Origin of the sequence: Nocardia sichangensis (assembly GCF_047200615.1) — a bacterium.
Lineage (GTDB): Bacteria > Actinomycetota > Actinomycetes > Mycobacteriales > Mycobacteriaceae > Nocardia > Nocardia sichangensis.
The window spans coordinates 1-24254 of record NZ_JBJZOK010000034.1; the positions used below are offsets into that span (position 1 = coordinate 1).

The 24254-nt window shown below is 63.6% G+C and carries 22 protein-coding genes and 1 tRNA gene; 12 read left to right on the top strand and 11 right to left on the bottom strand.

The annotated features are described in order from the left end of the window. The 3 genes from ACL03I_RS33320 to ACL03I_RS33330 all read right to left on the bottom strand — a co-directional run. Positions 1 to 594, bottom strand: a 594-nt coding sequence (locus ACL03I_RS33320) for a serine hydrolase domain-containing protein (protein ID WP_412807941.1), incomplete at its 3' end; no start/stop codon positions are given. 132 nt (positions 595 to 726) lie between these two features. After that, a complete protein-coding gene (locus ACL03I_RS33325; RefSeq protein WP_412807942.1) occupies positions 727 to 1758 on the bottom strand; it encodes a cation diffusion facilitator family transporter in 1032 nt (343 codons plus the stop codon). Further along, the gene (locus ACL03I_RS33330; RefSeq protein ID WP_412807943.1) at positions 1755 to 2147 is read right to left on the bottom strand and encodes an ArsR/SmtB family transcription factor; all 393 of its coding nucleotides are present in this window, start codon (positions 2145 to 2147) and stop codon (positions 1755 to 1757) included. The genes ACL03I_RS33325 and ACL03I_RS33330 overlap by 4 nt, the downstream gene beginning before the upstream one ends. Before the next feature lie 527 nt (positions 2148 to 2674). On the opposite strand from ACL03I_RS33330, the gene ACL03I_RS33335 reads away from it, so the two are divergent. The 4 genes from ACL03I_RS33335 (at position 2675) to ACL03I_RS33350 (ending at position 6439) form a co-directional block, all read left to right on the top strand. Beyond that, on the top strand, positions 2675 to 3817 hold the full coding sequence (locus ACL03I_RS33335) for an acyl-CoA dehydrogenase family protein (protein WP_355079979.1): 1143 nt from the start codon (positions 2675 to 2677) through the stop codon (positions 3815 to 3817). Between the two features lie 80 nt (positions 3818 to 3897). After that, a complete protein-coding gene (locus tag ACL03I_RS33340) occupies positions 3898 to 5370 on the top strand; it encodes a flavin-containing monooxygenase (RefSeq protein ID WP_412807944.1) in 1473 nt (490 codons plus the stop codon). Positions 5371 to 5444: 74 nt separating this feature from the next. Next, entirely contained in the window at positions 5445 to 6272 is an 828-nt protein-coding gene (locus ACL03I_RS33345) for a DUF1542 domain-containing protein (protein ID WP_355079983.1), read from the top strand. A gap of 94 nt (positions 6273 to 6366) precedes the next feature. Then, positions 6367 to 6439 (top strand) — tRNA-Arg (locus ACL03I_RS33350). Between the two features lie 443 nt (positions 6440 to 6882). Here the strand turns inward: ACL03I_RS33350 and ACL03I_RS33355 are convergent. The 4 genes from ACL03I_RS33355 to ACL03I_RS33370 all read right to left on the bottom strand — a co-directional run bounded on the left by ACL03I_RS33355 (position 6883) and on the right by ACL03I_RS33370 (position 11367). Next, entirely contained in the window at positions 6883 to 7176 is a 294-nt protein-coding gene (locus ACL03I_RS33355) for a hypothetical protein (RefSeq protein ID WP_412807945.1), read from the bottom strand. Positions 7177 to 7693: 517 nt separating this feature from the next. Beyond that, complete coding sequence (locus ACL03I_RS33360; RefSeq protein ID WP_412807946.1) at positions 7694 to 8125, bottom strand: hypothetical protein; 432 nt, start codon at positions 8123 to 8125, stop codon at positions 7694 to 7696. A gap of 1173 nt (positions 8126 to 9298) precedes the next feature. Beyond that, positions 9299 to 10543, bottom strand: a complete 1245-nt coding sequence (locus ACL03I_RS33365) for a hypothetical protein (RefSeq protein WP_412807947.1) — start codon at positions 10541 to 10543, stop codon at positions 9299 to 9301. Between the two features lie 83 nt (positions 10544 to 10626). Continuing rightward, a complete protein-coding gene (locus ACL03I_RS33370; protein ID WP_412807948.1) occupies positions 10627 to 11367 on the bottom strand; it encodes an ABC transporter ATP-binding protein in 741 nt (246 codons plus the stop codon). 157 nt (positions 11368 to 11524) lie between these two features. Between ACL03I_RS33370 and ACL03I_RS33375 the strand changes: the two genes are divergently transcribed. Further along, on the top strand, positions 11525 to 11764 hold the full coding sequence (locus ACL03I_RS33375) for a PIN domain-containing protein (protein ID WP_412807949.1): 240 nt from the start codon (positions 11525 to 11527) through the stop codon (positions 11762 to 11764). A 108-nt stretch (positions 11765 to 11872) separates the two neighbouring features. On the opposite strand, the gene ACL03I_RS33380 is transcribed toward ACL03I_RS33375, so the two are convergent. Then, a complete protein-coding gene (locus tag ACL03I_RS33380) occupies positions 11873 to 12148 on the bottom strand; it encodes a hypothetical protein (protein ID WP_412807950.1) in 276 nt (91 codons plus the stop codon). Between the two features lie 352 nt (positions 12149 to 12500). Between ACL03I_RS33380 and ACL03I_RS33385 the strand changes: the two genes are divergently transcribed. From ACL03I_RS33385 to ACL03I_RS33395, 3 genes are all read left to right on the top strand, one after another. After that, complete coding sequence (locus ACL03I_RS33385; RefSeq protein WP_412807951.1) at positions 12501 to 13040, top strand: hypothetical protein; 540 nt, start codon at positions 12501 to 12503, stop codon at positions 13038 to 13040. 249 nt (positions 13041 to 13289) lie between these two features. Beyond that, the gene (locus ACL03I_RS33390) at positions 13290 to 15590 is read left to right on the top strand and encodes an argonaute/piwi family protein (protein ID WP_412807952.1); all 2301 of its coding nucleotides are present in this window, start codon (positions 13290 to 13292) and stop codon (positions 15588 to 15590) included. Continuing rightward, positions 15578 to 16876, top strand: a complete 1299-nt coding sequence (locus ACL03I_RS33395; RefSeq protein ID WP_412807953.1) for a PD-(D/E)XK nuclease domain-containing protein — start codon at positions 15578 to 15580, stop codon at positions 16874 to 16876. The genes ACL03I_RS33390 and ACL03I_RS33395 overlap by 13 nt, the downstream gene beginning before the upstream one ends. Before the next feature lie 422 nt (positions 16877 to 17298). Here ACL03I_RS33395 and ACL03I_RS33400 read toward each other — a convergent pair whose 3' ends face one another. Beyond that, complete coding sequence (locus ACL03I_RS33400) at positions 17299 to 17517, bottom strand: hypothetical protein (RefSeq protein WP_355079985.1); 219 nt, start codon at positions 17515 to 17517, stop codon at positions 17299 to 17301. A gap of 499 nt (positions 17518 to 18016) precedes the next feature. On the opposite strand from ACL03I_RS33400, the gene ACL03I_RS33405 reads away from it, so the two are divergent. Both ACL03I_RS33405 and ACL03I_RS33410 read left to right on the top strand, forming a co-directional pair. Next, the gene (locus ACL03I_RS33405; protein ID WP_397281893.1) at positions 18017 to 19096 is read left to right on the top strand and encodes a zinc metalloprotease; all 1080 of its coding nucleotides are present in this window, start codon (positions 18017 to 18019) and stop codon (positions 19094 to 19096) included. Positions 19097 to 19105: 9 nt separating this feature from the next. After that, positions 19106 to 19420: a hypothetical protein gene (locus ACL03I_RS33410; RefSeq protein ID WP_355079989.1), complete on the top strand. Its 315-nt coding sequence runs from the start codon at positions 19106 to 19108 to the stop codon at positions 19418 to 19420. Between the two features lie 281 nt (positions 19421 to 19701). Here ACL03I_RS33410 and ACL03I_RS33415 read toward each other — a convergent pair whose 3' ends face one another. Beyond that, positions 19702 to 20613, bottom strand: a complete 912-nt coding sequence (locus ACL03I_RS33415) for a hypothetical protein (RefSeq protein ID WP_355079991.1) — start codon at positions 20611 to 20613, stop codon at positions 19702 to 19704. 123 nt (positions 20614 to 20736) lie between these two features. Between ACL03I_RS33415 and ACL03I_RS33420 the strand changes: the two genes are divergently transcribed. Continuing rightward, complete coding sequence (locus ACL03I_RS33420; RefSeq protein ID WP_412807954.1) at positions 20737 to 21252, top strand: hypothetical protein; 516 nt, start codon at positions 20737 to 20739, stop codon at positions 21250 to 21252. Positions 21253 to 21491: 239 nt separating this feature from the next. Next, entirely contained in the window at positions 21492 to 22577 is a 1086-nt protein-coding gene (locus tag ACL03I_RS33425; RefSeq protein ID WP_412807955.1) for a fatty acid desaturase family protein, read from the top strand. A 276-nt stretch (positions 22578 to 22853) separates the two neighbouring features. On the opposite strand, the gene ACL03I_RS33430 is transcribed toward ACL03I_RS33425, so the two are convergent. Further along, on the bottom strand, positions 22854 to 24077 hold the full coding sequence (locus ACL03I_RS33430; protein ID WP_412807956.1) for an FAD-dependent monooxygenase: 1224 nt from the start codon (positions 24075 to 24077) through the stop codon (positions 22854 to 22856). Between the last annotated feature and the right edge of the window lie 177 nt (positions 24078 to 24254).

Here is a 24254-nt window from a genome sequence, read left to right on the forward strand (position 1 = left end):
GAACTCCTTCTTCCATCGATGACTTCCCCACAGAAAGCCACATCGGTCTCGGCCACCATCGGGTTCCGTACCAGCAGTTCCCGGGTCCGCGACGGTGAGCGTCTCCCCCGGCGGGTTCGCCACGCCGGACCGATGCGCGAGCACCTGCCCGATCGTGCTGGATTCCTTGCCGTGGCGGACGTATTCGGGAATGCGGCGGCCGATCGGCGCGTGCGGTTCCAGCAGTTCGCGCTCGGTGTGCAGGCGCTCGGCGAATGCCGTGACGCAGTCGGACGCGGAGTAGGTGACGAACGACGTGGTCATGTCGACCGGCACATTCGGCGCGTCGGTGCCGTCGCCGTCCGCGTGGCCCAGCGCCCGGTCGACAACGACTTGCTCGGACCGTCGCACGCACAACTGGATGGCCGGGTGCACACCGCTGCGATAAACCGGTCGCACGCGCTGCCATAGATACTCCGCATAGTCGCGGGCAAGACCGGCTTCGGGCGGATCCACTTCCGCGCCAATCGACGCGACGATGTCGAAATATTCCGGCTTGCGACTGCGTAGACCCAGGTCGGGCAGCTCAGGGAGAGTCGGTACACGCGGCGTCATGGTTCAGCACGCATCGACCATGAGCCACATCACACCGGGGATGCTACCCAACGGTAGGCCGCTGTGGGCAGGGGCCGCGGAGCAAGAACCGCGACCACCCATCCGACGGCATACGCCATCAGTTTGCGCTGGTCAGCTCGGCGCGCGACCCGGTCCGGAGACCGCGACTTCGGTATGCGCCGGATAGGCATGCACCACAGCGGTGTCCAGCTTGGGCACCACATGGGTCAGGGCGTGCTGAGCCTCGTGCGCGACGCGGTGCGCGTCCGCGAGCGTGATCGTCGGGGCGACGTCCAACTCGACGTCGGCGTGCAGCCGGTGACCGATCCACCGCATTCGCAGGCTGCGCACGCCCTGCACGCCGGGCTCGGCGGCCAGCGCCCGCTCGGCCGCGGTGACCATCCCGGGCTCGACGGCGTCCATCAAGCGGCGCAACACGTCGCGTGCCGCGGTTCGCAGCACCGCGAGGATCGCCGCGGTGATGAGCAACCCGACGATCGGATCCGCGAGGGGGAAGCCGAGTGCCACTCCGCCCGCGCCGAGCAGCACGGCCAGCGAGGTGAAACCGTCGGTGCGCGCGTGCAAGCCATCGGCGACCAGTGCCGCCGAGCCGATCCGCCGGCCGACGCGGATCCGGTACAGCGCGACAGTCTCGTTGCCGAGGAACCCGACCAACCCGGCCGCGGCGACCCAGCCCAGATGCTCGATCGGCACCGGATGGAGCAACCTGCGCACCGCCTCATATCCGGCGATCAGCGCCGACAAGGCGATCATCGCGACGACGAACAGCCCGGCCAGATCCTCCGCCCGGCCGAAGCCATAGGTGTAGCGCCGGGTCGCGGCCTTGCGGCCGAGGGCGAACGCGATCCACAGCGGAACCGCGGTCAGCGCGTCGGAGAAGTTGTGCACGGTATCCGCGGCCAGCGCCACCGAGCCGGACACAGCGACGATGCCCAGTTGCAGCACCGCGGTGCATCCGAGCACGACCAGGCTGATCTTGACCGCCCGGATGCCGATCTCGCTGGCCTCCAGCGCGTCATCCATGCTGTCGGCGGCGTCGTGGCTGTGCGGGACGAAGATCTCCCGCAGCACCGCGAACGGTCCCGAAGGATGCCGGTGATGATGATGTCCGTCATCGTGGTGGTGATGGTGCCGATGGGTCATGCGCTCGCCTCGTCTCGGCCGGGGAGTTCACGCAGCGCGCTCGCGCCACGATGATGCGCGGGAACGCCTGGGCCCGCGTGCTCGGCGTTGTACACCGCGTCCACCACCAGTTGCCGGACGTGCTCGTTCTCCAGGCGATAGAAGATCGTCGTCCCCGATCGGCGGGGGTTCACCAACCGCGCCATGCGCAATTTGGCCAGATGCTGGGACACCGAAGGCGCCGGCTTGCCGACCTGTCCGGCCAGGTCGTTCACCGACAGTTCGCGGTCGACCAGCGCCCAGAGCACTTGCACGCGGGTGGGGTCGGCGAGCATGCGGAACACCTCGACAACCAGTCCGACCTGATCCTCCGCGAGACGCGGCCGCCATTCCTGGTTATCTGCATTCATACGCAGATATTAGAACAGACGAAGCCGCCGACACCAGCGCTCCGGGCCGGTGTGGCGGCGGCACCCCCTGCGTTGCCGCCGACACACCGGTCGACCCCGGATCCCGACAGTCTTCTGTCTTAGTCGAGTGTGGCGTCAGTGCGCCAGGCGAGCGAAGCGATATCACCCGACTGAGACAAACCGATCGGCACGCCCTTCCCGCGATGTGGACATGCCTCGCGCACAACGACGGTTACCAGCACGAATACCGCGGCGTCGCAGCGACGTTCACGCGCACCTGTACACACAACTGCACGTGCAGAAGGAGCGTCCTGCAACAGTTCGCACTCGGCCACCAGGTGCCGCTCCGGTCGGAATATTCTGCACCGAACTCGTCGTATCCGCCGCAATCGTGTCCGGACCGGAACGTCCCGCCGTGCCGCACCCTGGATTCGCCGCGACCGCCTTCCGACGTGAAGGAGCCGCCGGACACGCCCGGTTACTGTGAATCACGAGAGACGCACCGAGCGAACCGTGGAGTAGACGACATGCCAGTGGACCGAATGCTGCCCACCTCCGAGGCCAGGGACCTGCTGGAGCTGACCCGCGACATCGCCGACAAGGTGCTCGAACCGCGCGTGGCCGAGTGCGAGAAGACCGGGATCTTCCCCGATGGCGTCTTCCCCGCGCTGGGCGCCGCAGGGCTGCTCAGCCTGCCGTATCCGGAGGAATACGGCGGCGGCGCGCAGCCCTACGAGGTGTACCTCCAGGTGCTCGAGGAACTCGCCGCCCGGTGGGCCGCCGTCGCCGTGGCCGTCAGCGTGCACAGCCTGTCCTGCCATCCGTTGTTCGCCTTCGGCACCGAGGAACAGAAGGAACGCTGGCTGGCCGACATGCTCTCCGGCGAGACCATCGGCGCCTACAGCCTGTCCGAGCCGCACGCCGGTTCCGACGCGGCCGCGCTGCGCTGCCGCGCCACCCCCGTGGCGGGCGGCTACCGGATCACCGGCGCCAAAGCCTGGATCACCAACGGTGGACGCGCCGACTTCTACACCCTGTTCGCCCGCACCGGCGAAGGTTCCCGCGGCATCTCCTGCTTCCTGGTCCCCGGTGATACCGAGGGGCTCAGCTTCGGCAAGCCCGAGGAGAAGATGGGCTTGCGCGCCGTGCCCACCACCACCGCCGCCTATGACGACGCGTTCCTGCCCGCCGAACGTCGCGTCGGCGCCGAGGGACAGGGACTCTCGATCGCCTTCAGCGCCTTGGATTCCGGCCGTCTCGGCATCGCCGCGGTCGCCACCGGCCTGGCGCAGCGCGCCCTCGACGAGGCCGTCGCGTACGCCAAGGAACGCGAGGCGTTCGGCCGCCACATCATCGACCACCAGGGGCTCGGCTTCGTGCTCGCCGACATGGCCGCCGCCGTGGACTCCGCCCGCGCCACCTACCTCGACGCCGCCCGCCGTCGCGACGCGGGCCTGCCGTACTCGCGCCAGGCCAGCGTGGCCAAGCTCGTCGCCACCGACGCCGCCATGAAGGTCACCACCGACGCGGTCCAGGTGTTCGGCGGCTACGGCTACACCCAGGATTTCCCGGTCGAGCGCTACATGCGCGAGGCCAAGGTGATGCAGATCTTCGAGGGCACCAACCAGATTCAGCGTCTGGTCATCGCACGCCAACTCGCCGGGAACTGACGCCCTCGCTGGCCGGAAATGCCGATTCAATGACCGCGGATGTCTTCGGACCTGCGGATACCGGCTCGTACTCTGTATGGATGACGACGCCGTCCATCATCATCATCGGCGCCGGATTCGGTGGGCTCGGCATCGCGCTGGAGCTGCGGCGGGCCGGGCTGGACACCTTCACGATTCTGGAGCGCGCCACCGATCTCGGCGGCGTCTGGCGGGAGAACACCTATCCCGGCGCGGCCTGCGACGTGCCTTCCCCGCTGTACTCGTGGTCCTACGAGCCGAAGTCCGACTGGCCACGGCGTTTCTCCGAACAACGCGACATCCACGAGTACATGCAGGGCGTCGCCGACCGGCACGGCCTGCGACGCTTCATCCGTTTCGGCACCGAGGTCACCGACGCGGAGTTCGACGAGCGCACCGGCCAGTGGACCGTCCGCACGGCCGACGGAGCGCAACTGACCGCCGACATCCTCGTCCCGGCGGTCGGCCAGCTTTCGCGCCCGGCCCTGCCGAACATCCCTGGCATCGAAACCTTCACCGGTCCGGCGTTCCACTCCGCCGAGTGGGATCACGATGTCGACCTGACCGGCAAGCGCATCGCCTGCATCGGCACCGGGGCCAGCGCGATCCAATACATCCCGCGCATTCAGCCGACCGCGGGTCACCTCACGCTGTTCCAGCGCTCCGCCGCCTGGGTGCTGCCGAAGGCCGACGTCGAGTACAGCGCTCTGCATCACGCACTGTTCAAATACTTTCCGCCCAGCCGCCTCGCCGAGCGCTTCGCCATCTGGTCCTTCTTCGAGGCGCTCGCCCTCGGCCTGACCGACATCCCGGCGATCAAGACCCCCGTGATCGCATTGGCCGACCGGCACCGGGAAAAGCAGGTGCCCGACGCCGAACTGCGCGCGAAACTGACTCCCGATTACGCGGCGGGGTGCAAGCGCGGACTGTTTTCCAACGAGTACTTCCCCGCGCTGGCGCAGCCGAACGTCACCGTGGAGACCACTGCCATCGAGTCGATCACGCCGACCGGAATCCGCACCGCCGACGGCGTCGAGCACGACGTGGACGTCATCATCTTCGGTACCGGCTTCAAGGGCACCGAGTTCCTTGCCCCGATGAACATCTACGGCCTCGGCGGACGCAAACTGGCCGACGTCTGGGGCGACGAAGGCGCCCGCGCCTACCTCGGACTCTCGGTGCCCCAGTTCCCCAACCTGTTCATGATGTACGGCCCGAACACCAACGTCGGCTCCGGCTCCATCATCTACATGCTCGAATCCCAGGCCCGCTACATCCGCCAGGTCGTGCGGTACCTGACCGATCGTCCCGGCCGCTACCTCGCCGCCCGCCCCGCCGCCGAGCAGCGCTGGGACGACTGGTTGCAGAAGCGCTTGAAAGACACCCCCTGGAACTTCTGCTCCAGCTGGTACCGCAACGCCTGCGGCCGGATCACCAACAACTGGCCCGGCGCGACCCTGCTGTACCGCTGGAAGACCAAGACTTTCGACCCCGCCGACTACGACGAGGCGCAAGCACCCGCCGCGACGCCGTGACCCGCACACTCAGTGAGACCTCAGCAAGCCGACAGTAAACTGGCCTTGTCCGAGATCCCGCGGAAGAGGTGCCCATGTTTTGGCTGCTTATCGCCTTGATACTCGGCGCGCTGATCGTCTTGCTGATATGGCAGTCACAACAGAGCGAACAGCGTAAAGCTACCGAGTTGGCCGACGCTCTCGCCGACGCCAGGCAAGTGAACGAACGGCTCGGCGGCCAGGTCTACAGCCTCTCCGGCAGCAACGACGCGGCAGTCCAGGCACTCGCCGACGCCTCCGAGCGGCATCTCGCGGCCGGCGCGCAACTCGACCAGGCGCGCACGCCCACGCAGGCACGGCTGGCGAAGCAGACCGCGCTGGAAGGGCTCTACTACATCAGGGCCGCACGGACCGCGATGAACATGGACCCGGGCCCCGCGATCCCCGGACTCGACGGCCAGGACGCCGCGGGGCAGGTGACCGAGAAGCGCGTCGTCGAGTACGAGGGCAGGCAGATCAAGGCCGCCCCCGAACCCTCGTCATCGACACCGAATTACTACCCCGGCGGCCGAGTGGCCGGACGACCGGTACCCGCCGGGTGGTACTCCGAACCCTGGTGGAAACCCGCCATGGTCGCAGGCGCCTGGGGCCTCGGCTCGGCCCTGCTGTTCACCTCCCTGTTCTCCGGGATGTCCGGAGTGGGCTACGACGCGCACGGCTTCGAGAGCGGCTACGGCGAAGGGTTCCAAGACGGACTGGCCGCGGATGGCGGCCAGGGCGGGGACTACGACCAAGGCGGCGACTACCCCGGCGGCTACGACCAGGGCGGGGACTACTCCGGCGGCTACGACAACGGCGGGTTCGACGGAGGCGGCTACGACGGCGGAGGATTCGACGGCGGAGGATTCGACGGGGGCTTCTGATCCCGTCCACCAACGCCCATACGACAGCGATGCGGCCTCCGAGCCCGTTACCCGGTAGACTGCGAACGTCCCGGGCGGGCCTCGAGCCCACCCAGCCTTCGTAGCTCAGGGGATAGAGCACCGCTCTCCTAAAGCGGGTGTCGCAGGTTCGAATCCTGCCGAGGGCACAAGCTGCGACGCGTTTCCGCACGTCCGCGGGTTGTCGTGATTCCTGGACTGCTTCCGGTCCATTGGATAGAACGGAAACGTGCAAGTCAAGACGGTTGCCTCCGTACGAGCCCCTAGGAAACACAAAACATGGGCAACCGCGTGGAAGAACCCACCCAGGCTGACCAGAACGAATCCACCCCTACGACATGAAAGGACGCATCACTCGAGCCTGTGGAACCCGGCAGACACCCGACCGGGCCGCGCCAGTTTGCCAATACGCTGCTCACAAGCAGCGAAACCCAATCCGTACCTGATCACGCCGGGCCGCAGGCCAGCGAAAGATAGAGGCTAAATAAGACGATGTCTCACTAGCAATATTTTCATGCCGAACAGTCGATGTTCGCTGGCGGCGGCGGCCGCTGTTCCCCGAACCGCGAACCCCAGAGAACGGCGCTGATGGTTACAGTGTGAGGTCGACGCCGGGTACGACGAATCGGACGCGATCGGTATTCACCGCTCCCCACCTCAGATCCACCACCGCATTGTCGCCATCGATTGGTTCTACGAGATCCACCTCGATTTCGACTGGCACCGGGTAGGTTGAGCCAGGCCCAAGATCTTCGGTTCCATCGAAGATCGGCAACTTGTCGATCAGGCTGTGTACGACACCCTCGGCGTCAGTCAGTTGGACCTCTATGATTCCTGGCTGGTCGTCGGCAACCCAACGAACAGCCATCCCTTTTACACTTGCCATTCCACTATTCTGCCAGCTGGTCTCCGGCAAGTCACTACCACAAGACTCTGCCGGGATCGTGTTCCACCGGATCGGCCTGCAGCAGCTACCTCGTGTGGGGTTGCCTGTAGATCGAACGAATGTCGAGTGCGTTCGGAGTCTCAGGGAATCACCGTTGATCTCAGTCGATAAGTTTACTCGGTTCCGGGCCTACTGCTGCCCAGTGGGCCGCCTGCCACGTCGAGCGTAGATATAGCGCATTCATCCGCGAAATGCGTCTCGTTGTTTCATGTAGTTCTACTGTGTATACCCTACACTCGTTGAGGCGAAGGAGAACGGCCTTTAATTGCGAATCACTTTGTCAGTTATCAGCCCTGCTCGCGCCGGTCGAATCTTTCGACGATGACGGCAGCGAACCGTACACCGCTTTCCCAGGATGCTCACTTCGCCAGCGGTCCCAAGTCGCCCCGACCATTACGGCGGACACTTCCAGCAGCGCCCGCCCTAATGGTTGGTTATCTGTTGACCAGGTACGCCTTCACTTCACTCGTTGTGCGAGTTCCAATTGGACGTGTGCAAGCGCGGCGCGATAATCATCGAGTGGCATCGGCTGGGCCGGGACCATCTCGAAATGTTGCCTATCTTTTCCACGCTGGATGATCTGCAGCGTCGATGGATAACTCATCACAGCGTAGGCACCTCCGAAGCGCTCGACTGCCGATGGGTCGGTGTGCAGAGAAATACCGTGGGTGGTCTGTACCAGACCATCTCGGATACGATATTCGTTCGGCTTGGGCTCCATATTGTTTCCGCCCCGGTAGAAACCGCCTGGCCCTTCCGGGTACCATCCCTCCACCTGGACGAAGTGCGGTCCTTCTGTCGTCGGCTCCGCGCTGGCCGGACTGCCGACAAGCCCCGCTGTGACTATGGATACAAAGAGCAGCGCAATCGCTGAAAGCAGTTTCCGCATCGTTGAGTTCCACATTCCTGGCATCAGCATACTGGGTACGTCACTGAATCACTTCATATTTGAATGTGCCACGTGCGTTACCCAGCGAATTGCAGCTCAACGTTGCTCGGCGATCATCCTTCCTGGGGATGTCAAATATTTCCGAGGGATCTGGCTGCCATGCGCAATCGATAGAAACCCTGACTCGGTAACTTCTTTCAGCGCTGAGATTCCAGCAGCGCACCTCGATATCCTTATCATTCTTCCGATCCGACCGACAATCCAGCGGTGTCGGGGCAGGCTGCGCCACTGCTGCGGGGGCCGTTGCGATCACGCCCCCGACCATCAATGTGGCAATGCCGCAGAGAATCGCGAGACAACTTCTGACCTTCATGAATGCTCCGCTTCGCGTCTGATGTTTACGCAGAAGGTCCTCTATAAGCAGCGAACTCCCCCCGTAAACCCTCCCAGGTTGGGCACCTCTTCCGAGGTCGCCCGAGCTGACACTATCCCGCTTTACGTACTGATGTCAATGAAAAAGTTTGCAGCGCAACAAGTTTCACAGCAGCTTGCGGAAACGCAATCGCCGCCAAGACGCGCCGTGGACTTGTGGATACTGGGCGAGCCAGACACTCGCACCGAGGGCCAAGCCCAGCAGAGACACTACGGCCAGTGTGAAAGGCGTTGTAAATCCACGCATGTCAGTCCATGTGCCAGGTGTAAAAGTCCACCACCACGGCAGAGTCTGAATCGACCACGACACGATCAATGAGGTTCCCAGCGCTATCATTCTAGGAAGACGCACACATGCTAAGAGTGCGATTCCGAAGAAGAGCGCCGTATCGAATCCGGCGCGGATTACACCACCGAACGGAACACCGGACAAACGCATTGCCCCGATTACCGGTACTGCGAGGGCAAAGGCTATCAATACCAATTGTGCACGTTCAATAAGGGAGCGTCTGCCGAGTAGTGCATGCTCGTGAGCGTCACCGAGACGCGAGCCGGTTGCGACAACCAGTGCTCCCGCTAATAAAATCGGCACAAGCCGGGCCGGGCTTATACCGACCCCTTGTTCCAGTCCGTACAGCCGCGGTATCTGCTGTTTCGCCAACGCTATGAGCGGAAAGCACACCACGAAGAATGGCACAGCTTCCAACAACGTTCGCATACGTAGGTACTGACTGAGCGGCATCAGCGATACCCAACGTTGTCGAGCAAAGCCGGCGCCGAAGAGGCATCGCATTCACTAATTGCTCGATACGCCTGCGACATATAGAAGAATTGCTTATCCGGCGGCCAGCTTAGAATATTCTCGGCGGCGAGGTATTCTTTCGTGGGGCTGCCGTCGGCATGCCTCGATATCAGCCGATCCGCACCCAGTGGGAAGTTGCCGAGCCATCGCATGTATATCTGGGTGAGAGCCAAGTATTCTCCTCGAATTTCAACGTCGCCCGGGCACTGTTTCGGCCGATCCGAGCCGATACATGAATCGCTCTCGGCAGGCACACGCCCCAGTATGTTTACGACGCCGTCCTTCATAGTGCGGAACGGGCAAATTTTCGCCGCCGCGTCGGGCATTGCGCCGGATACGCTCAGCCGCGCCGGAATCGGGTACCCCGTATTCCGCATAGCGTCGGTGAGTTTTGGCAGCGCGGGCCCTAGCGCCGCGAGTCGCTGGGTGTCCTCGTTCCAGGAACAGACTTGCAGTTCCGATCCGACACAGACGGGCTCGGTTGCCGCGACGCGCGGTTCCAGCCAGGAACTCCCACCTGTGGCGGTCGAAGCTGCGATCGGGATCACGACTGCGCTGGCAAGCGCCGCACCGGTGGTCTTCCACGAAACCCGTCGGGGTATCGTGGCAGCCACAATCAATGCGGCTACGAGGAGGGTCGTGATGATTCCGACAATCGTCACTATAGGAGTCGGAGACAAGTCCACAGCGTAGGACGGCAATGATGGCAGTTGGCGTCCGGCAAGCAGGGGAAAACCGATGTGACCATCATTGGCCATGACCGATGCCACCGACAGTAGGAGCGTCGTTGCCGCGGCGGTGAAAATCGCAGCAGCAGCGCGCAGTATACTGCCGATCGCCCACCCCACGGTGACACAAAACAGAAGCCACACCATACAATCAACGACGACAGAATATTTTGGCGTACCTGCGCCGTGCGAACTGAACCGGTAGGCGACGAGTAACGCGTAATCCACCGCGAACATGGTGATTACCACCAGATACAGCCTAACCAGGTCGCGGACCGAGATCTGCCAGCCAGCACGTACCGAAGCCTGCATTCGAAGGCGTACCGGCCATCGTTGCGCGACCCACGCCGAAACCGCGGCTACACCCACCCCCACGAGCAGGGTTCTCCCCGCAGCTGAAACATCCACGCCGGGCCAATACCCGCTGAATTGTTCTCTCGGATCCGAGACCTGCATGTAGGTCAGCGAAAGCCCGAAAAGAGCTATCACGGCCGACTTGGGAATCGGTCGACCACCGCGGAGGTAAGCCACAAGTCTTCTCACGCGGGTACCGCTCCCGCGTCTTCGTCGTCCGAAGCCAGTTCCACGTATGCTTGCGAGATCGAACCGTACTCGGCCTTCAGCGCTGCGGGCGTGTCGTTCGCGACCAGTGATCCGCCGCTCAAAATACCGATCCAATCGGCCGATTCGGCGTCCTCCGAGAGGTGGGTTGCGAGCAATACGATTACACCCTCGCGGCCCAGGTCGTTGATCATCGTGTTCAGCGAGCGTCGATGCTTCGGGTCTAGCCCCGCGGTTGGTTCGTCGAGGACAAGTATGGATGGCGAGTGCACTATCCCTGCGGCAATGAGCGCACGGCGTTGCATGCCCCCCGAGAGTGCCTTGATCCGGTCTTTGCGGCGTGCGGCCAGGCCCACCCGCTCCAGTGCTTGCCCAGCCGCGGCCGCCGACGCTCGGCTGGACATGCCACGCAGCCAACCACAATAGGAAACGAAATCGTGCACTCGCATGGCCCGATCCACATCGAGAGACTGCGGTACCCAGCCTATGCGGCGCCGAATGGTCATCAGATCCCCGGGGGCGGACCAGGAAAGCTTGTCGGAGGAGATGCTGCCTGCCGTCATTGCGAGTCGTGTGGCGACCAAGGCGAGCAAGGTCGACTTACCTGCCCCGTTGGGGCCGAGCAGCATTGTCACACCAGGATTCAACTCCCAAGTCACACGGCGTAACACGGAGCGAGTCCCGTAGGAGAAACTCACATCGCTGATCAACAAGCTCATGGCTTCAGGCTATCCCCCACTCGAACCCCACGATGTGCTGACGACAGGGTAGCCGAACACCATCCGGACACGCCAGGCAGGCCTACTACTCCAGCCGTAGTTCGTGGTCGGACTAGTCTACAGGGACCAGCGTGGCTACCCGTGATCATCCAGGGTTGTGGGGGCTCTGTTCGCCGCATTCGACGGCGGCGAAGACGAACACGAGCAGACGCTGCGCGTGAGGGAACGCGAAACCCTGGTCGCATCGCCGCTGGTGCTGACCGAGCTGGATCATCTGATCCGCCGCGACCTCGGCTTCACCGCAGCGATGAAGATCACCGACGCGTTGTTGGGCCGAGCCCTAGACTGGCGCTACCGGCTTACCGAGTTGGAACATGTCGACCTGTCCACAGCGTAATCGGTCGGAGCTAAACGCGAAGTGCTGCAACTCGACGACACGGTCGGTGTCGCGCTCGCCGACAAAGTACAAGACCGACTGCATCGCCCCGATGGGATCACGAGGAATTCACGCAGTGACCACGTTGAGCTCAGACAGCACGCCTTGGGGGTCGTTGAGGTAGCGGTATCCCTCCGCTGGGAGATTGAACTGGCCGAGCACGTTCGCCACGGCATCGCGTTCCGCTTCAGTGACCGGGATCCGGCGCTTGACCAGGCTGGCGCACAGCACGTCGACCAGCATCGCCCACTCACCAACGTCGCTATAGGTCCGGTAGCTGTCGACCACGTCAGAAGGCAAGCGGTCGGCGACGCTCTCGAGAAGGTCTCGCGACTCCTTGCTCATCTTGTTGAGCCGACGGTTACGAGCTTCAACAGCTTGCCGGTCTCGCTGACGCTTTCGCGCTTCTCGCGCCGCCCTGTCCGAATTCATCGCTCTTCCAGCATATTTGATTCGCATCGTTCCCGACTACAACCGCCGCCCAACATCCAGGCGACTTCCCCAGAGCCCGGGAGCCGATCGACGCGCTGGACGGCTTGCGGTTCCGCCGCAGCGAGGGCGCGCCCCGCACGCAGCGCCCGGGCGGTCGGCCACTATTAGGCCGTTGCGGATCTTGAAGCTCGCGTCGCCGCCAGCATCGACGCAGGCGAGCCACCGCATGTCCTCATCACCCCTACCTACCCTCCTCGAGGTGTACGTGAAGGACGAATGGGGTCACCGGCGTGGCAGCGAAGGCGGCACGGAGATCTACAACCTCACCCAAGCCGAGGCAGCGCAGGTGTTTCAGCAATGCCGAGACTACCTCGCCGACGAGCTTCCGAAGATCAGGAGGGTCCGTGAACTCCAGGACCTCGAACCGGAACCGACCCTTCTGCCCAGCGACGACACGGCCATCCGGTTGCGCCAGCGCTGGATCGAATTGAATGCGGAGGACACGCGGCTGGCGGCCCTCCGGGCACAAGTGCAGGCAGAGAAGGAGCTGATCGAGATCGAGCTCAAACTCGCCATCGGGGCCACCAGCGGAATCGATGGAGTCGCCACCTGGGAACGAACCATCGAGACTCGACGCATCAACCCTGAGCTGGTCAAGGCCACCGACCAGGGGCTGTTCGAGCAGTGCCAGGTGCCGAAATTCGACGCAACGAAACTGAAGACCCTGCTGAAGACCTTCGGCAAATACGACTACGAATCATTCCAAGAGGTCCGACGAACCCGGGACTTCAAGATCACCGAATAATGCCGATAACTTCGACGTCCGCAGATCCTGCGACTCCCACTCGCCTTGAATAGGCGCACATCCAAGAGGTGCTGTGCTGCGAGAGAGCAAGGCGTTGCCCGGCTTTGCGGACCGGCGGCTGGCCTGACCCGAGGCTGTCGGGGTCCGGTGCAATGATGGCAATCTAGCTGGTGAAGCAGGCACGGGTCCGCCGCCACGCATCGACGGCTTGCCGCCGTTTGCGAGGGGTGACGAGGGGAATGAGGCAAGATGAGCAGAACAGGCTCACCCAGGTTGGCTTTCAACTTCATGCCGGTGGCATTCTCCGCCGCGAAGTTCGAGGGTGGATTGGTCGAGTTCGAGTCGTCCGAGCAACTCAATAGCCTCCGAGCAGAGCTGGCTGGCACCCACGTGGTTTCCCGAAGCCGTGAAGGTATCGCCTGCGTCCCCCTGAGCGCTGACGCCGACCTGCGTGGCACACCCACCACGTTCTTCACCCGCGAGTTTCAACCACTGACAATGCGCTTGGTCCAGGAGGCGTTACTACGGTTGGTGCTCGACTGGCATTACGAGCTGCGCAGGCACAAGCCTCTGACATTCGTGTCCCGGCGACCGGGAAGAGACCTACTCGCGCCTATCCTCGGTGCGCGAGGACTCGACATGCTCCAGAGACTTCACGTCTATCCCCAATATGTGCTGGATTCGAAGGTGATGGGCCCCTCGGGGCGACCGGGAGTCGTGATCGGGCTGAAGACGCGGTACGAGATCGACATGACGGTTGCGGAGTTGCTCGAACGCGGCATCGACGTGAACGGGCTGTACGTCCTCGCCGAGGACGACACCACGCCGCAGCTTCCGCATATGGACCGCTACGCGTCGAGGCGCACCATCGGTGCGATCGACTCCATAGACGGCTGCGAGCTAGTCCTTCGGGATGCGCCCAGCGTCGCACGCATCGAAGCCGACCGAACGTGGCTGGAATGCCGCCGCGAGACCTTCGCCATGGTGCTCTCCACGTTGGCGGGTGCCGATGGGACCCAGATCGTCAAGGAACTGGAGCAGGCGACTTTCGACCTGCTGGGAGCGCTCGGCCGCTATCACAAGACGCAGGAACTTGCCGGAAGCCTCCAGCGGCACTGCCCGCTGACGATTGCCCGTGACTTGACGGTGACGCTCGAGCCACCTATCGGATCGGACAGCGAAGGTGCACGCAGTGTCGAATGGATTCGCTGTGACACACCCACCTTTCAATTCGACCAAGCCGGAGACAAAAAAGAGCGATCCGTCGGTCGCGGCCTCGACGCCTACGGTCCCTTCGATGCAGAGTTCTTCGCCAGAAAGAACCCGCGGATCGCGGTCGTCATGCCGCGACAGCACAAAGGAATCATCGAGAACTTCATGTCCAAGTTCCTTGGTGGTATTCCAAACGGACATACCTACAACCAGGGCTTCGCCCGCATGTACCACCTCGGCAACCCCCACGTGACCATGTTCCCCTTCGACGGCCTGCCCACCGATGCCAGCGCATACCGGGATGCCTGCCGAGAAGCACTCGCTAGCGGTGACATCGACCTGGCGTTCGTCTTCACCAGCGACGCGCAGAAACATTTGACCGGCGACGCGAGCCCCTACCTTGTCTCGAAGTCGACGTTCATGGGCCAGGGCGTGCCCGTCCAAGAGGTCAGGATCGAGACCGCTCGACTGAGCAAGCTCGCCGACCCACTGAACAGCATCGCCCTCGCATGCTACTCCAAACTCGGCGGGATTCCGTTCGTCATTGCCGCCCCGCGCGCTCTCGCACACGAGCTGGTCATCGGAATCGGAAGCGCCCACGTCAATGCCGGTCGCCTCACCCCGTCGGAACGGGTCGTCGGTATCACCACCGTCTTCAATGCCGACGGAAACTATCTGCTGTCCAACACTTCTCGCGAAGCCGACTACAAAGATTATCCTCGCGAACTTCTACGATCGTTGACCGACTGCATCAACGACATCAAAGACCGCAACGCCTGGCAGAAGGGCGACGAAGTCCGACTCGTCTTCCACGTCTTCAAACCGCTCAAAGACATCGAGACGACCGCAGTCAAGCAGCTCGTGGAGCGGCTCACCAGCCAGTACGCCAATGTCGAGTTCGCCTTCGTACACGTCAGCACCGAACACGAGTGGGTGATGTTCGATCGCGCCAGCACAGGCACCGCGGGTAACCGCTCCCAAGGCCAAGCCAAGGGCTACTACGTACCTCACAGCGGTTACGCCGTTCCGATCGGCTCGCGCGAAGTTTTGCTGGCGACCACCGGCCCGTGGGATATGAAGAACCCCCTGCACGGTGCTCCCAAACCGTTGTCACTCAAGCTACACCGCGAATCCACATTCACCGACATGGAGTACCTCACCCGACAGGCATTCCGTTTCACCGCGATGTCATGGCGCCGGATGTACCCCTCCAGCAAACCCGTCACGATCTCATACTCCGACCTGATCGCCGATCTCCTCGGCCACCTCCGCCACGTCCGCAATTGGAACGCCGACATCATCACTACAAAACTACGCTCGAGCAGGTGGTTCCTGTGACCCTCACTCCGGAGAACAACACCTCCGGACCCCTGGGTGAGCTTCTCGCCGCACAGATCGCAAACCTCGATCGGATCATCCAGCAAGCGAATATGACCGGCAATCTGGATGGCCTACTGGCTCATCACATCCTTGGAAAACGCCGTCTCGCCTTCACCTGGAACGTCGACCCTATGACACCGCAGTGGCTCAACGACAACCGCCACCGGCTAACTCATACCCCAGGACTTGCCATCCTCGGCTTCGGCCTCACCGAGTACCCCTCGGCAGAATCCCAGACCGGCCAACAGCATCTAACAGCCGGACTGCCGATATTGATGAGGAAGAACCCCTTCCATACCGACGGCGTCACCTTCCTCAACGACCCCGCACAAATCGTAGGAATCGCACTGGCCGTCAACATTGCTCAGGACTCAGTACCCGAGGCACGCCCTTGGCTACAGCAAGTCCTGCAAGATCCCCGACTGCACCCAGCCACCGAAGTACTGCGGCTATTCCAACAACATGCACGCCACATCCTCGGCAACCCGGACCGCGTTCGCCTTGATCCCCAGACGATCGACGACCCGGTCTGCCTCGCCGGCTTGCACTGGCTGACCACCTCGCCAGGAAGCCCGATCGAGATGTCGCCGAACGAACTCCGCGATCTTCGCCGACGGTTGCTCAGCAGCATCACCCTCGGCCAGGCCGAACCGATCCCCACCTCCTGGAGGGCAGCGCTGTTGCTAGAGGCTGCGGCACACATGGTCACCTCCAGCATCGACAGCCTGCTGCTCAGCCGCAGCCACGTCAGCACCCTGCTCAGCCGCTTCGGCGACGCCATGCGCCGCTGGCGCTACGACGACAACACCATCGGACACCCCATCCAGTGGCCGATCACAGAGGAACGAGAGATTCAAGACATCCTCTGGATGATCCTTCGGCCCGAGTTCGACGACCTCGTCGACGAAGAAACCCTCCGCAAACTCGGCCACAGCTCCTACCGAGCGGACTTCGCCATCCCCTCTCTCGACCTACTCATCGAAGTCAAATACGCCCGTAAGGCATCGGACTTCAAAGACATCGAGAAGGAAATCCTCGAAGACCACAGCGCCTACCTGACCGACAACGCTCCATACAAGAAACTCCTGGTCTTCATCTACGACGAGTCCGCCTCCGTACAAGAACACGGCACTACCCGCAACGCCCTGCTCAAACTCCCCAACGTCACCGACGTCATCGTCGTAAGCCGCCCCAGCCACGTACCCATCCCCACCCAACGGCGACGCAGACCAAGTTCACGGTAGCCCGACAACTCGCAAATCGACCAACGAAAACAGTCCGCCGACGGCAGTCACAGCTGGTAGTCCGTTTCGATAACCAGCCGTCCACCCAAAGTCCCCAGGTCGCCCCCGTTCCCATCTTCGACACGCCCCGCCCTGGTCACATCGAAGATGGGAACGGGAACCGATCCATAGGAATGAACCGCACCCCTCAGACTATGTACGTCCCCGCGATGACCAAGCGTTTTACAGTTGCCCATGTTGTGCGTGTCCCGCCGAGGGCACTATCATTTTTCCGCACCGCGCCATGGCTATTTCGGGATCATCATCACCACCGGCGACGACCCCGCCGACGATTCCGACGCCACTTCGCATACCAAGCCGGGCGACTCATGCCAGTCACACGACAGTGTGGAACCGGATCCACGATTCACCGGTGACGCGAGTCAGTGCAGGTCGTACGTCCACACCTGGCCGTTGTCCCGGATATTGAAGACGATGGTGCCCGCCTGCGAGAGCGGCGGCGAGTTCGCGTAGCTGATGGCCGCGGGGACGTCGGCCCACAAATGCGCTACCCACGAAGTCTGATCGAGCAGATCCTGTTTCTTGATATCGGCTGCCTCGTTCGCCGTGTGAACGACTGCCGAATCCATGCCTGCGGTCATGATGTCCTCCATTTCGCGTAAACGTTCTTTGCCTGCGAAATCGCCCCGCAACGGACGATCCGATTCCCCGAGTCTTCGCCTCGGATGTCGTCGTCTCACGAGTAGTCGACTACGGGTTCCTACCCGGCGATACTCATCGGGACGCGGGGCGGGGTGATCGCTGGATCCGTTCGCGAACCTCGTCATGTGCGGTCCGGTGCCGACCGGCGCGAGCTGTAACTCCACCGCTGTGCGGCGGGGTCGTCACCGATCTTCCACATATTTCAAAGTTGTACGGACTTTAGCCGCGCGAGGTCGGATGCAGGTAGTCGCTACTCGTGTCACGGCCGCAGAATCGGCGAAGCATCCTTACCGAGCGATTTCATCCGACTGATTCGCGAAAGGATATGTGATGGCCGATCTTCCTACACCTGGTGCACGAAGCCGCGAATTGTGCGGCACCATGGCAGTTCACCATAAACTGCTCCAACAGAGCGAAAGCTACCGACAGCGTTCGGCGATGTTCGAGAACCGCGCGCTCGCCTACGAAGGCCGTATGCGCGCACCGATGCGCACCGGTCCGATCACGATCCCCGTGGTCGTCCACGTCGTCCACAATCCCGCGTTCCCGGCCGAGAACATCAGCGCGGCCCAGGTCGAGAGCCAGATCACGGTGCTCAACCAGGACTTCCGGGCGACCAATCTCGACCGCGTCGGCGTGCCGACCGTCTGGACCGATCGTATCGCCGACTGTCGAATTCAATTCGCCTTGGCGACAACCGATCCTGATGGCAATGCGACCGACGGCATCACCCGGACCGCCACCGCGAAGACATTCTTCAGCGCCGAAGCCGACGATGTGAAAGCCACCGCGACCGGCGGCGCCGATCCCTGGCCGAGCGACGAATACCTCAACCTCTGGGTGTGCGCCGATCCGCAGACCGCGCCCGGAAACTCGATTCTCGGTTACGCGCAATTCCCTGGCGGTCCCGTCGACACCGATGGCGTCGTCATCGCGACAACCTGCTTCGGCACAATCGGAACCGCCACCGCGCCGTTCCACCTGGGGCGCACCACGACGCACGAAGTCGGGCACTGGCTGAGTCTGCGCCATATCTGGGGCGATGACGGAAGCGGCTGCTCCGGGGGCGATCTGGTCGACGACACGCCCAACCAGGCCACCCAGAACTTCGGCAAACCCCAGTTCCCGCACATTTCCTGCAACAACGGCCCCAATGGCGACATGTTCATGAACTACATGGACTACACCGACGACGCGGCGATGTTCATGTTCACCACCGGCCAATCCTTGCGGATGAACGCGTGCCTGGATGGGCCGAGGGCCTCGTTCCTGGTCGCCGCTCGCGCTCCGGCCGGGGATCTGCGACCGGCGGTGTCCTCCATGGCCGCGGAGGCGACGCCCGGACGCGGCGAGGCGGCCGCACCCCGTTCCGTGCCATCGACGAATTCGAGTTCCTCCGGCGGCGCGGGTGCGGTCGCCGACCTCGAAGGCGAGGTAGCGTTGTTGCGTTCATTACTCGACGAGATCAACGGCGTCCTCGCCCGAGCGCCACACTGGTCGGCGCCGGGGACCCGGTGAGGATTGCCGGTGACCGGACCGATCCCCATCCTCGGAATATGGGTGCACTCCCACGAGGAGGACACCGACACGGTGTCCATTTATCGGCCACGTGACTTCCCGTTTCCCCGGTCACGTGGCCGGTCCGGCCTCGAGTTCGGAGAAGACGGCACCGTCGTCGAATACCGTCCCGGCGCCGATGACCGGGCCCGGGCGACCACCGGCTCCTGGCGTGACCTCGGGGACGGCCGTTACTCGATGTCTTTTCCCGCCGAAGGCGCAGCGGAGCCCACTACACGTACGCTGCAATGCGTCGGGGACGCCCTTCTGGTGGACACCGGGTAATCAGCTTCGATCACCAATCCCCCACCTGAAACCCTTGTGGGTCTCGCTGACCTTCGATGTGGCGGCGTCTGGATCGGGATGAGCACCGTGACAGCGGTTCGGAACGAAACCCCAAAGCTATCGGCCGGCTTCGCGCCAACGGATATCTCCTGTTCGTCGGCGACTGACGGGTAGGTAGGACCGGTCAGATATCGGGGCGAGCATGCAGCGTGGGCGACGGATCGAGAGTGTGCCTGCATCAGGGGACCGGCGTGCTGTGCCCGAATCGTGGAGGGCCTTTGTTATGGGTGGGGTGCGAGGTCGATGCGGACGTTGTCGTTGTTGCTGATGACGAATACTCGGTCGTGGTTGGCCTTCGTCCACTGGTGCGGGATCAGGAAGAAGCGGTCAGGAGTGCGCGCCAGTAGTAGGAGCCCGCTGTAGGCGTAGCGGTATTTCTCCCCGGGTGTGGTGATCGGGAGAACTTGGGACCCGCCGCCTTCGATCGCGAGCCGATCGACGCTGAGCAGCAGGACGACCGGACGTGCGCCGAAGCCGGTCTCGACGGTGAGGCGGGCGTCGCGAATGGCGCGCTGATGGGCGTAGGAGCCCACCGCCCACGAGAAGCCGAGGAAACCTAAGCCCAGCAAGGCCAGGATCGGTAGCCATGGGGTGGATTGTGTGCGTCTGCGACCGGCGCCGGGGCGGCTGAAAATGCGGGGATGGGTTTCCCGCAGCGCGATGGCGTACCCGAGGAGTGAGACCGCCGCGATGAGCATGATCGGCATATATGAACCGAGCCACGGCGGTAGCCAGTCGCGGACGATGACCAGAAGCGCGAAGACTGTGGCCAGGATGGCGCCGCTGATCAAGATGGCCATCGTCCAGCGCCGGAGCGTGGCGACGGGTCGTCGGCTGCGTACGGCAACGGCAAGCGGAACCGACCGAAGTGCGTAGCAGGCGAGCACGACCAGCAAGACGATGGTCACGGGCCAGTAGCTACTGGTGAGGCTGCCGATGACGTAGTCGGGGGTGGACAAACCGAGCATCCCGACATCCACGCCGAAATAGCCGTACCAGGCGCGGGTGTACACCATGCCGAAGTAGTAGAGCACTGCGGCGATAACCGCGCCCTGCGAGGCGATGGCTCCCGCAGCGGTCAGAGCTCGACGAAGACTGTGCCGGCCAGTCGAATCGGCGTCGTCCCCACTCATCGAGGGGGCTCACTGGTCGTCGCTGGGTGAGGCGCCACAGTCGTCGTGATATCGACTCCAGTGCCCGGCCTGCCCGGAAGAATCGGAACCGTCGGTGGCACGTTTGTGGGCGGTGTTGTCGGGATGATGACTCCGGTCGTGCTACTCGCCACGGAGACTGACACGGTTGAGGGGATCACCCGCCCGGTCTCGGGGGATACGGACGGAGTAGCTGAAAGGATCGAGCTGGCAGTCGCCGAGTCGGGAGAGGTGGTCACTGCGCTGGACGTATCAGCTTTCGGGGCGGTTGTGGTCGGAGAAACCGTGGTCGGTGCATCGGGCGACCCGCACGCGGCCAGCCCACCGATCAACAAGCAGGAACAGACCGCAAATAGCTGCGATACCGATCGCATCAAGCCCTCCTCGGACAGTGGAGAACAGCACGAGTATTTCACAGAACCATTGCGTCAGTGCAGATTTGAATTCGAATCCGGTCCCGGCAAAGAAGCGCCTCCGGCCGCAGCACAGCGAGTGACGGCACCTCCCAGGAACCCTACTGCAACATATGTGCTGGCGACGAAGGGCGGCGGTCGCTTTGCCCGGCGCAAGCCACAGATTCGACGAAACGGTTCTGTCCACATCGCTCGATCAGCGGTATGAGCGGACGTCCGGTCCGGCGACCCGGATGTGTCGGCCGACAACCGGCCGGCCGCCTCTGCCAGCTGTGGACATCGAATATCACACCGCAGTCCGATTCCATCTCATACCAGAGGGTTACGAGTAACGAGAATCCGGTCGATAGCTTCGGGGTATCGAAATCCGCGCCCCGCTCCGACATCGACCGGCCGACGTCGTCGACGGATGGAGGTGGCGTCTCCGGCTCGCTCTCAGGAAGATCTATGACGACACCTGCCTTGGTCCCCGAGTCATCTCCACGGTCACCGCGGCGCGGCGCCGACGGTGACTACGCCCGTCTGTTGCGCCGGATCTCCGACGCGGGGCTGATGAACCGGCGTCCCGTCTACTACGCCGTCCGGCTAAGCCTCGTCGGGGTCGCGTTCGCAGCCTGCTGGGCAGCGTTCGTCCTCATCGGCGATTCGTGGTGGACGCTGCTGGTCGCGGGGTTCATGGCCGTGACGTTCGCTCAGATCGCGCTGGTCATGCACGATGTCGCGCATCGCCAGGTTTTCCGGCTCCGGCAGCCGACGGAGCTCGTGGGAAGAGTCGTCGGCAACGCCGGCATCGGTCTGGGCTACGGCTGGTGGCAGGACAAGCACACTCGGCATCACGCCAATCCGAACCACGAGGAACTCGACCCCGATGTCGCGCCCGACATTCTGGTCTGGTCACAGCAGCAAGCACGGTCCAGTCGCGGTCTGCCTCGTCTCATCGGGAGGGCGCAGGCGTTCCTGTTCTTCCCCCTCCTGATGCTGGAGGGCCTGAACCTCCATGTGGCCGGCGTACGTGCGCTCAGAAATCGATCGATGAAGCACCGCGGGTTGGAGGCCGCACTCCTGTTCGTCCACTTCGCCACCTACCTGACCGCACTGTTCGCGGTTCTGCCCGCCGACAAAGCCTTCGCGTTCCTCGCTGTCCACCAAGGCCTCTTCGGCCTGTACATGGGCTGCATCTTCGCCCCGAACCACAAGGGCATGCCGACCTCGACCGGCGACGACCGCCTCGACTACCTCCGTCGACAGGTGCTGACCTCCCGCAACGTACGAGGTGGCGCGTTGACCGACCTCGCTCTCGGCGGGCTCAACTATCAGATCGAGCATCATTTGTTCCCGAGTATGCCGACGCCGAACCTGCGTCATGCCCAGGTGATCGTCCGCGACTACTGCGCCGAAATCGGCGTGCCCTACCACGAAACCGGGTTGATCTCCTCTTACCGCGAGGCGCTGAGACACTTGCACCATGTCGGCGCTCCTCTGCGCACCCCCGATCGACACCCGGGTACCGAAGTGTCACAACGGAATCGTTGAACATCAACTGGGTGTCACGCCGCCCCGGAAGCACCCGGCAGATGCTTTACACCGCCATCCGGCGAAAGTCCCAAAGCCCGCTATCTTCCGATGGCTACGCTGACCAGTGCAGATCCGCGCGGCATGCGGCTACTCAAGACTGGTGTCAGGGCTTGATCCCGGCCAGGATCGAGTCCCAGGTGCCTGGTGGGAGGCTCCCTAAGTGGCTGCCATGAGCGGACGTAGTCCGGCGGTTGCCTACCGAAGCGTCGTCCCTCTCGACACGTTATGTGACACCTACGGCTTGGCCGACACAGTGATCGGCGGCCCGGCCGTGGCCCTGGAGTCCGGCACCCCGGTGTAGTCGGGCAGCTCGACGCCGTTGATCGCGCGCTCGACCAACTCGGCGAACCACTCCCCGGTGAAATCGGGGCTCGGCTCGGCGTCCGGCCCGGGGACGTCGCGGCTGCGGGCGTTCAACTGGGCGATCTCCTGGTTGGCCTCGACGAACGAGCGCATCCGCGCCTCGTAGCCGGCGAACCCGGCCTCCGGGTCCCACCCAGCGGCGGCCAGCTCTCCCGCCAGCAGGTAGGCGCCTACCAGGGCCAGCCCGGTGCCCTGCCCGGACATCGGCGACGAGCTGAACGCCGCGTCCCCGAGGAGCACCACCCGTCCGCTCGACCAGCGGTCCATCACCACCTGGGCGACCTGGTCGAGGTAGAAGTCCGGGGTGTCGTCCAGGTGCGCGAGGATGCGCGGGGTCAACCAGCCCATGCCGGCCATCCGCTCGCGCAGCAGGCGCTTCTGGGCCGCGACGTCGCGATAGTCGACATCGAAGTCCCCCGAGGGGAAGGAAAACATGGCCATCGCCCGGGTGGCGTCCTGGATGGGCCGCAGCCCGGCGGAGCGCCCGGACTCTTGGTAGTCGATCAGCCAGCGGTCCAGCCCGAACTCGTTGGGAACGCTGTAGAAAGCCAGCACGTGCCCGAGGTGGCGGACGAACCGCTCGCGCGGCCCGAAGACCATCGCTCGCAGCGCCGAGTGCAGCCCGTCCGCGCCGACCACCAGCTCGAAGCGCCGCCGGTCGCCGCCCGCGAAGGTCACGTCGACCCCGTCCGCGTCCTGGGTGAGCTCGGCGATCCGATCACCGAAGACGTACTCGACACCGTCACGGGTGTCGTCGTAGAGCACCTGGGACAGGTCCCCGCGCAGGATCTCGATCTCCGAGATGTACCCGTCGCCGCCATCGTCGTCCGCGCGATAGGTCTCCAGCACGTTCCCGTTCCCGTCCACGGTGTACGCGCCGGCCGTCTCAGTGCGGGCCGCGCGCACCGCCGCGTCCAGCCCCATCCGCCGGATGACCTCCTTGGTCACCCCACGCGCGTCCACCGCCTGCCCACCGGGACGCAGTTCGGGGGCCCGCTCCACCACGGTCACCTCGGCCCCTCGCCGGCGCAGCCAGTGGGCCAGCGCCGGCCCCGCGATACTCGCCCCCGCCACCAATACCCTGGTACCGCTCACTGCGCCTCCCGCTCACCCGGCCGGATCACTGTCCGGATCGATTGCTCTGACCCACCGCTGTCGGTGTATCCACAGGTATCGACGACGGATCCACAAGAAATTCATCGGTGCAGCCGAGATCGTGTCCACGCTCCTGCGAACACCACACTCGTCTGCCCGATGCCGCACCGACCAGGC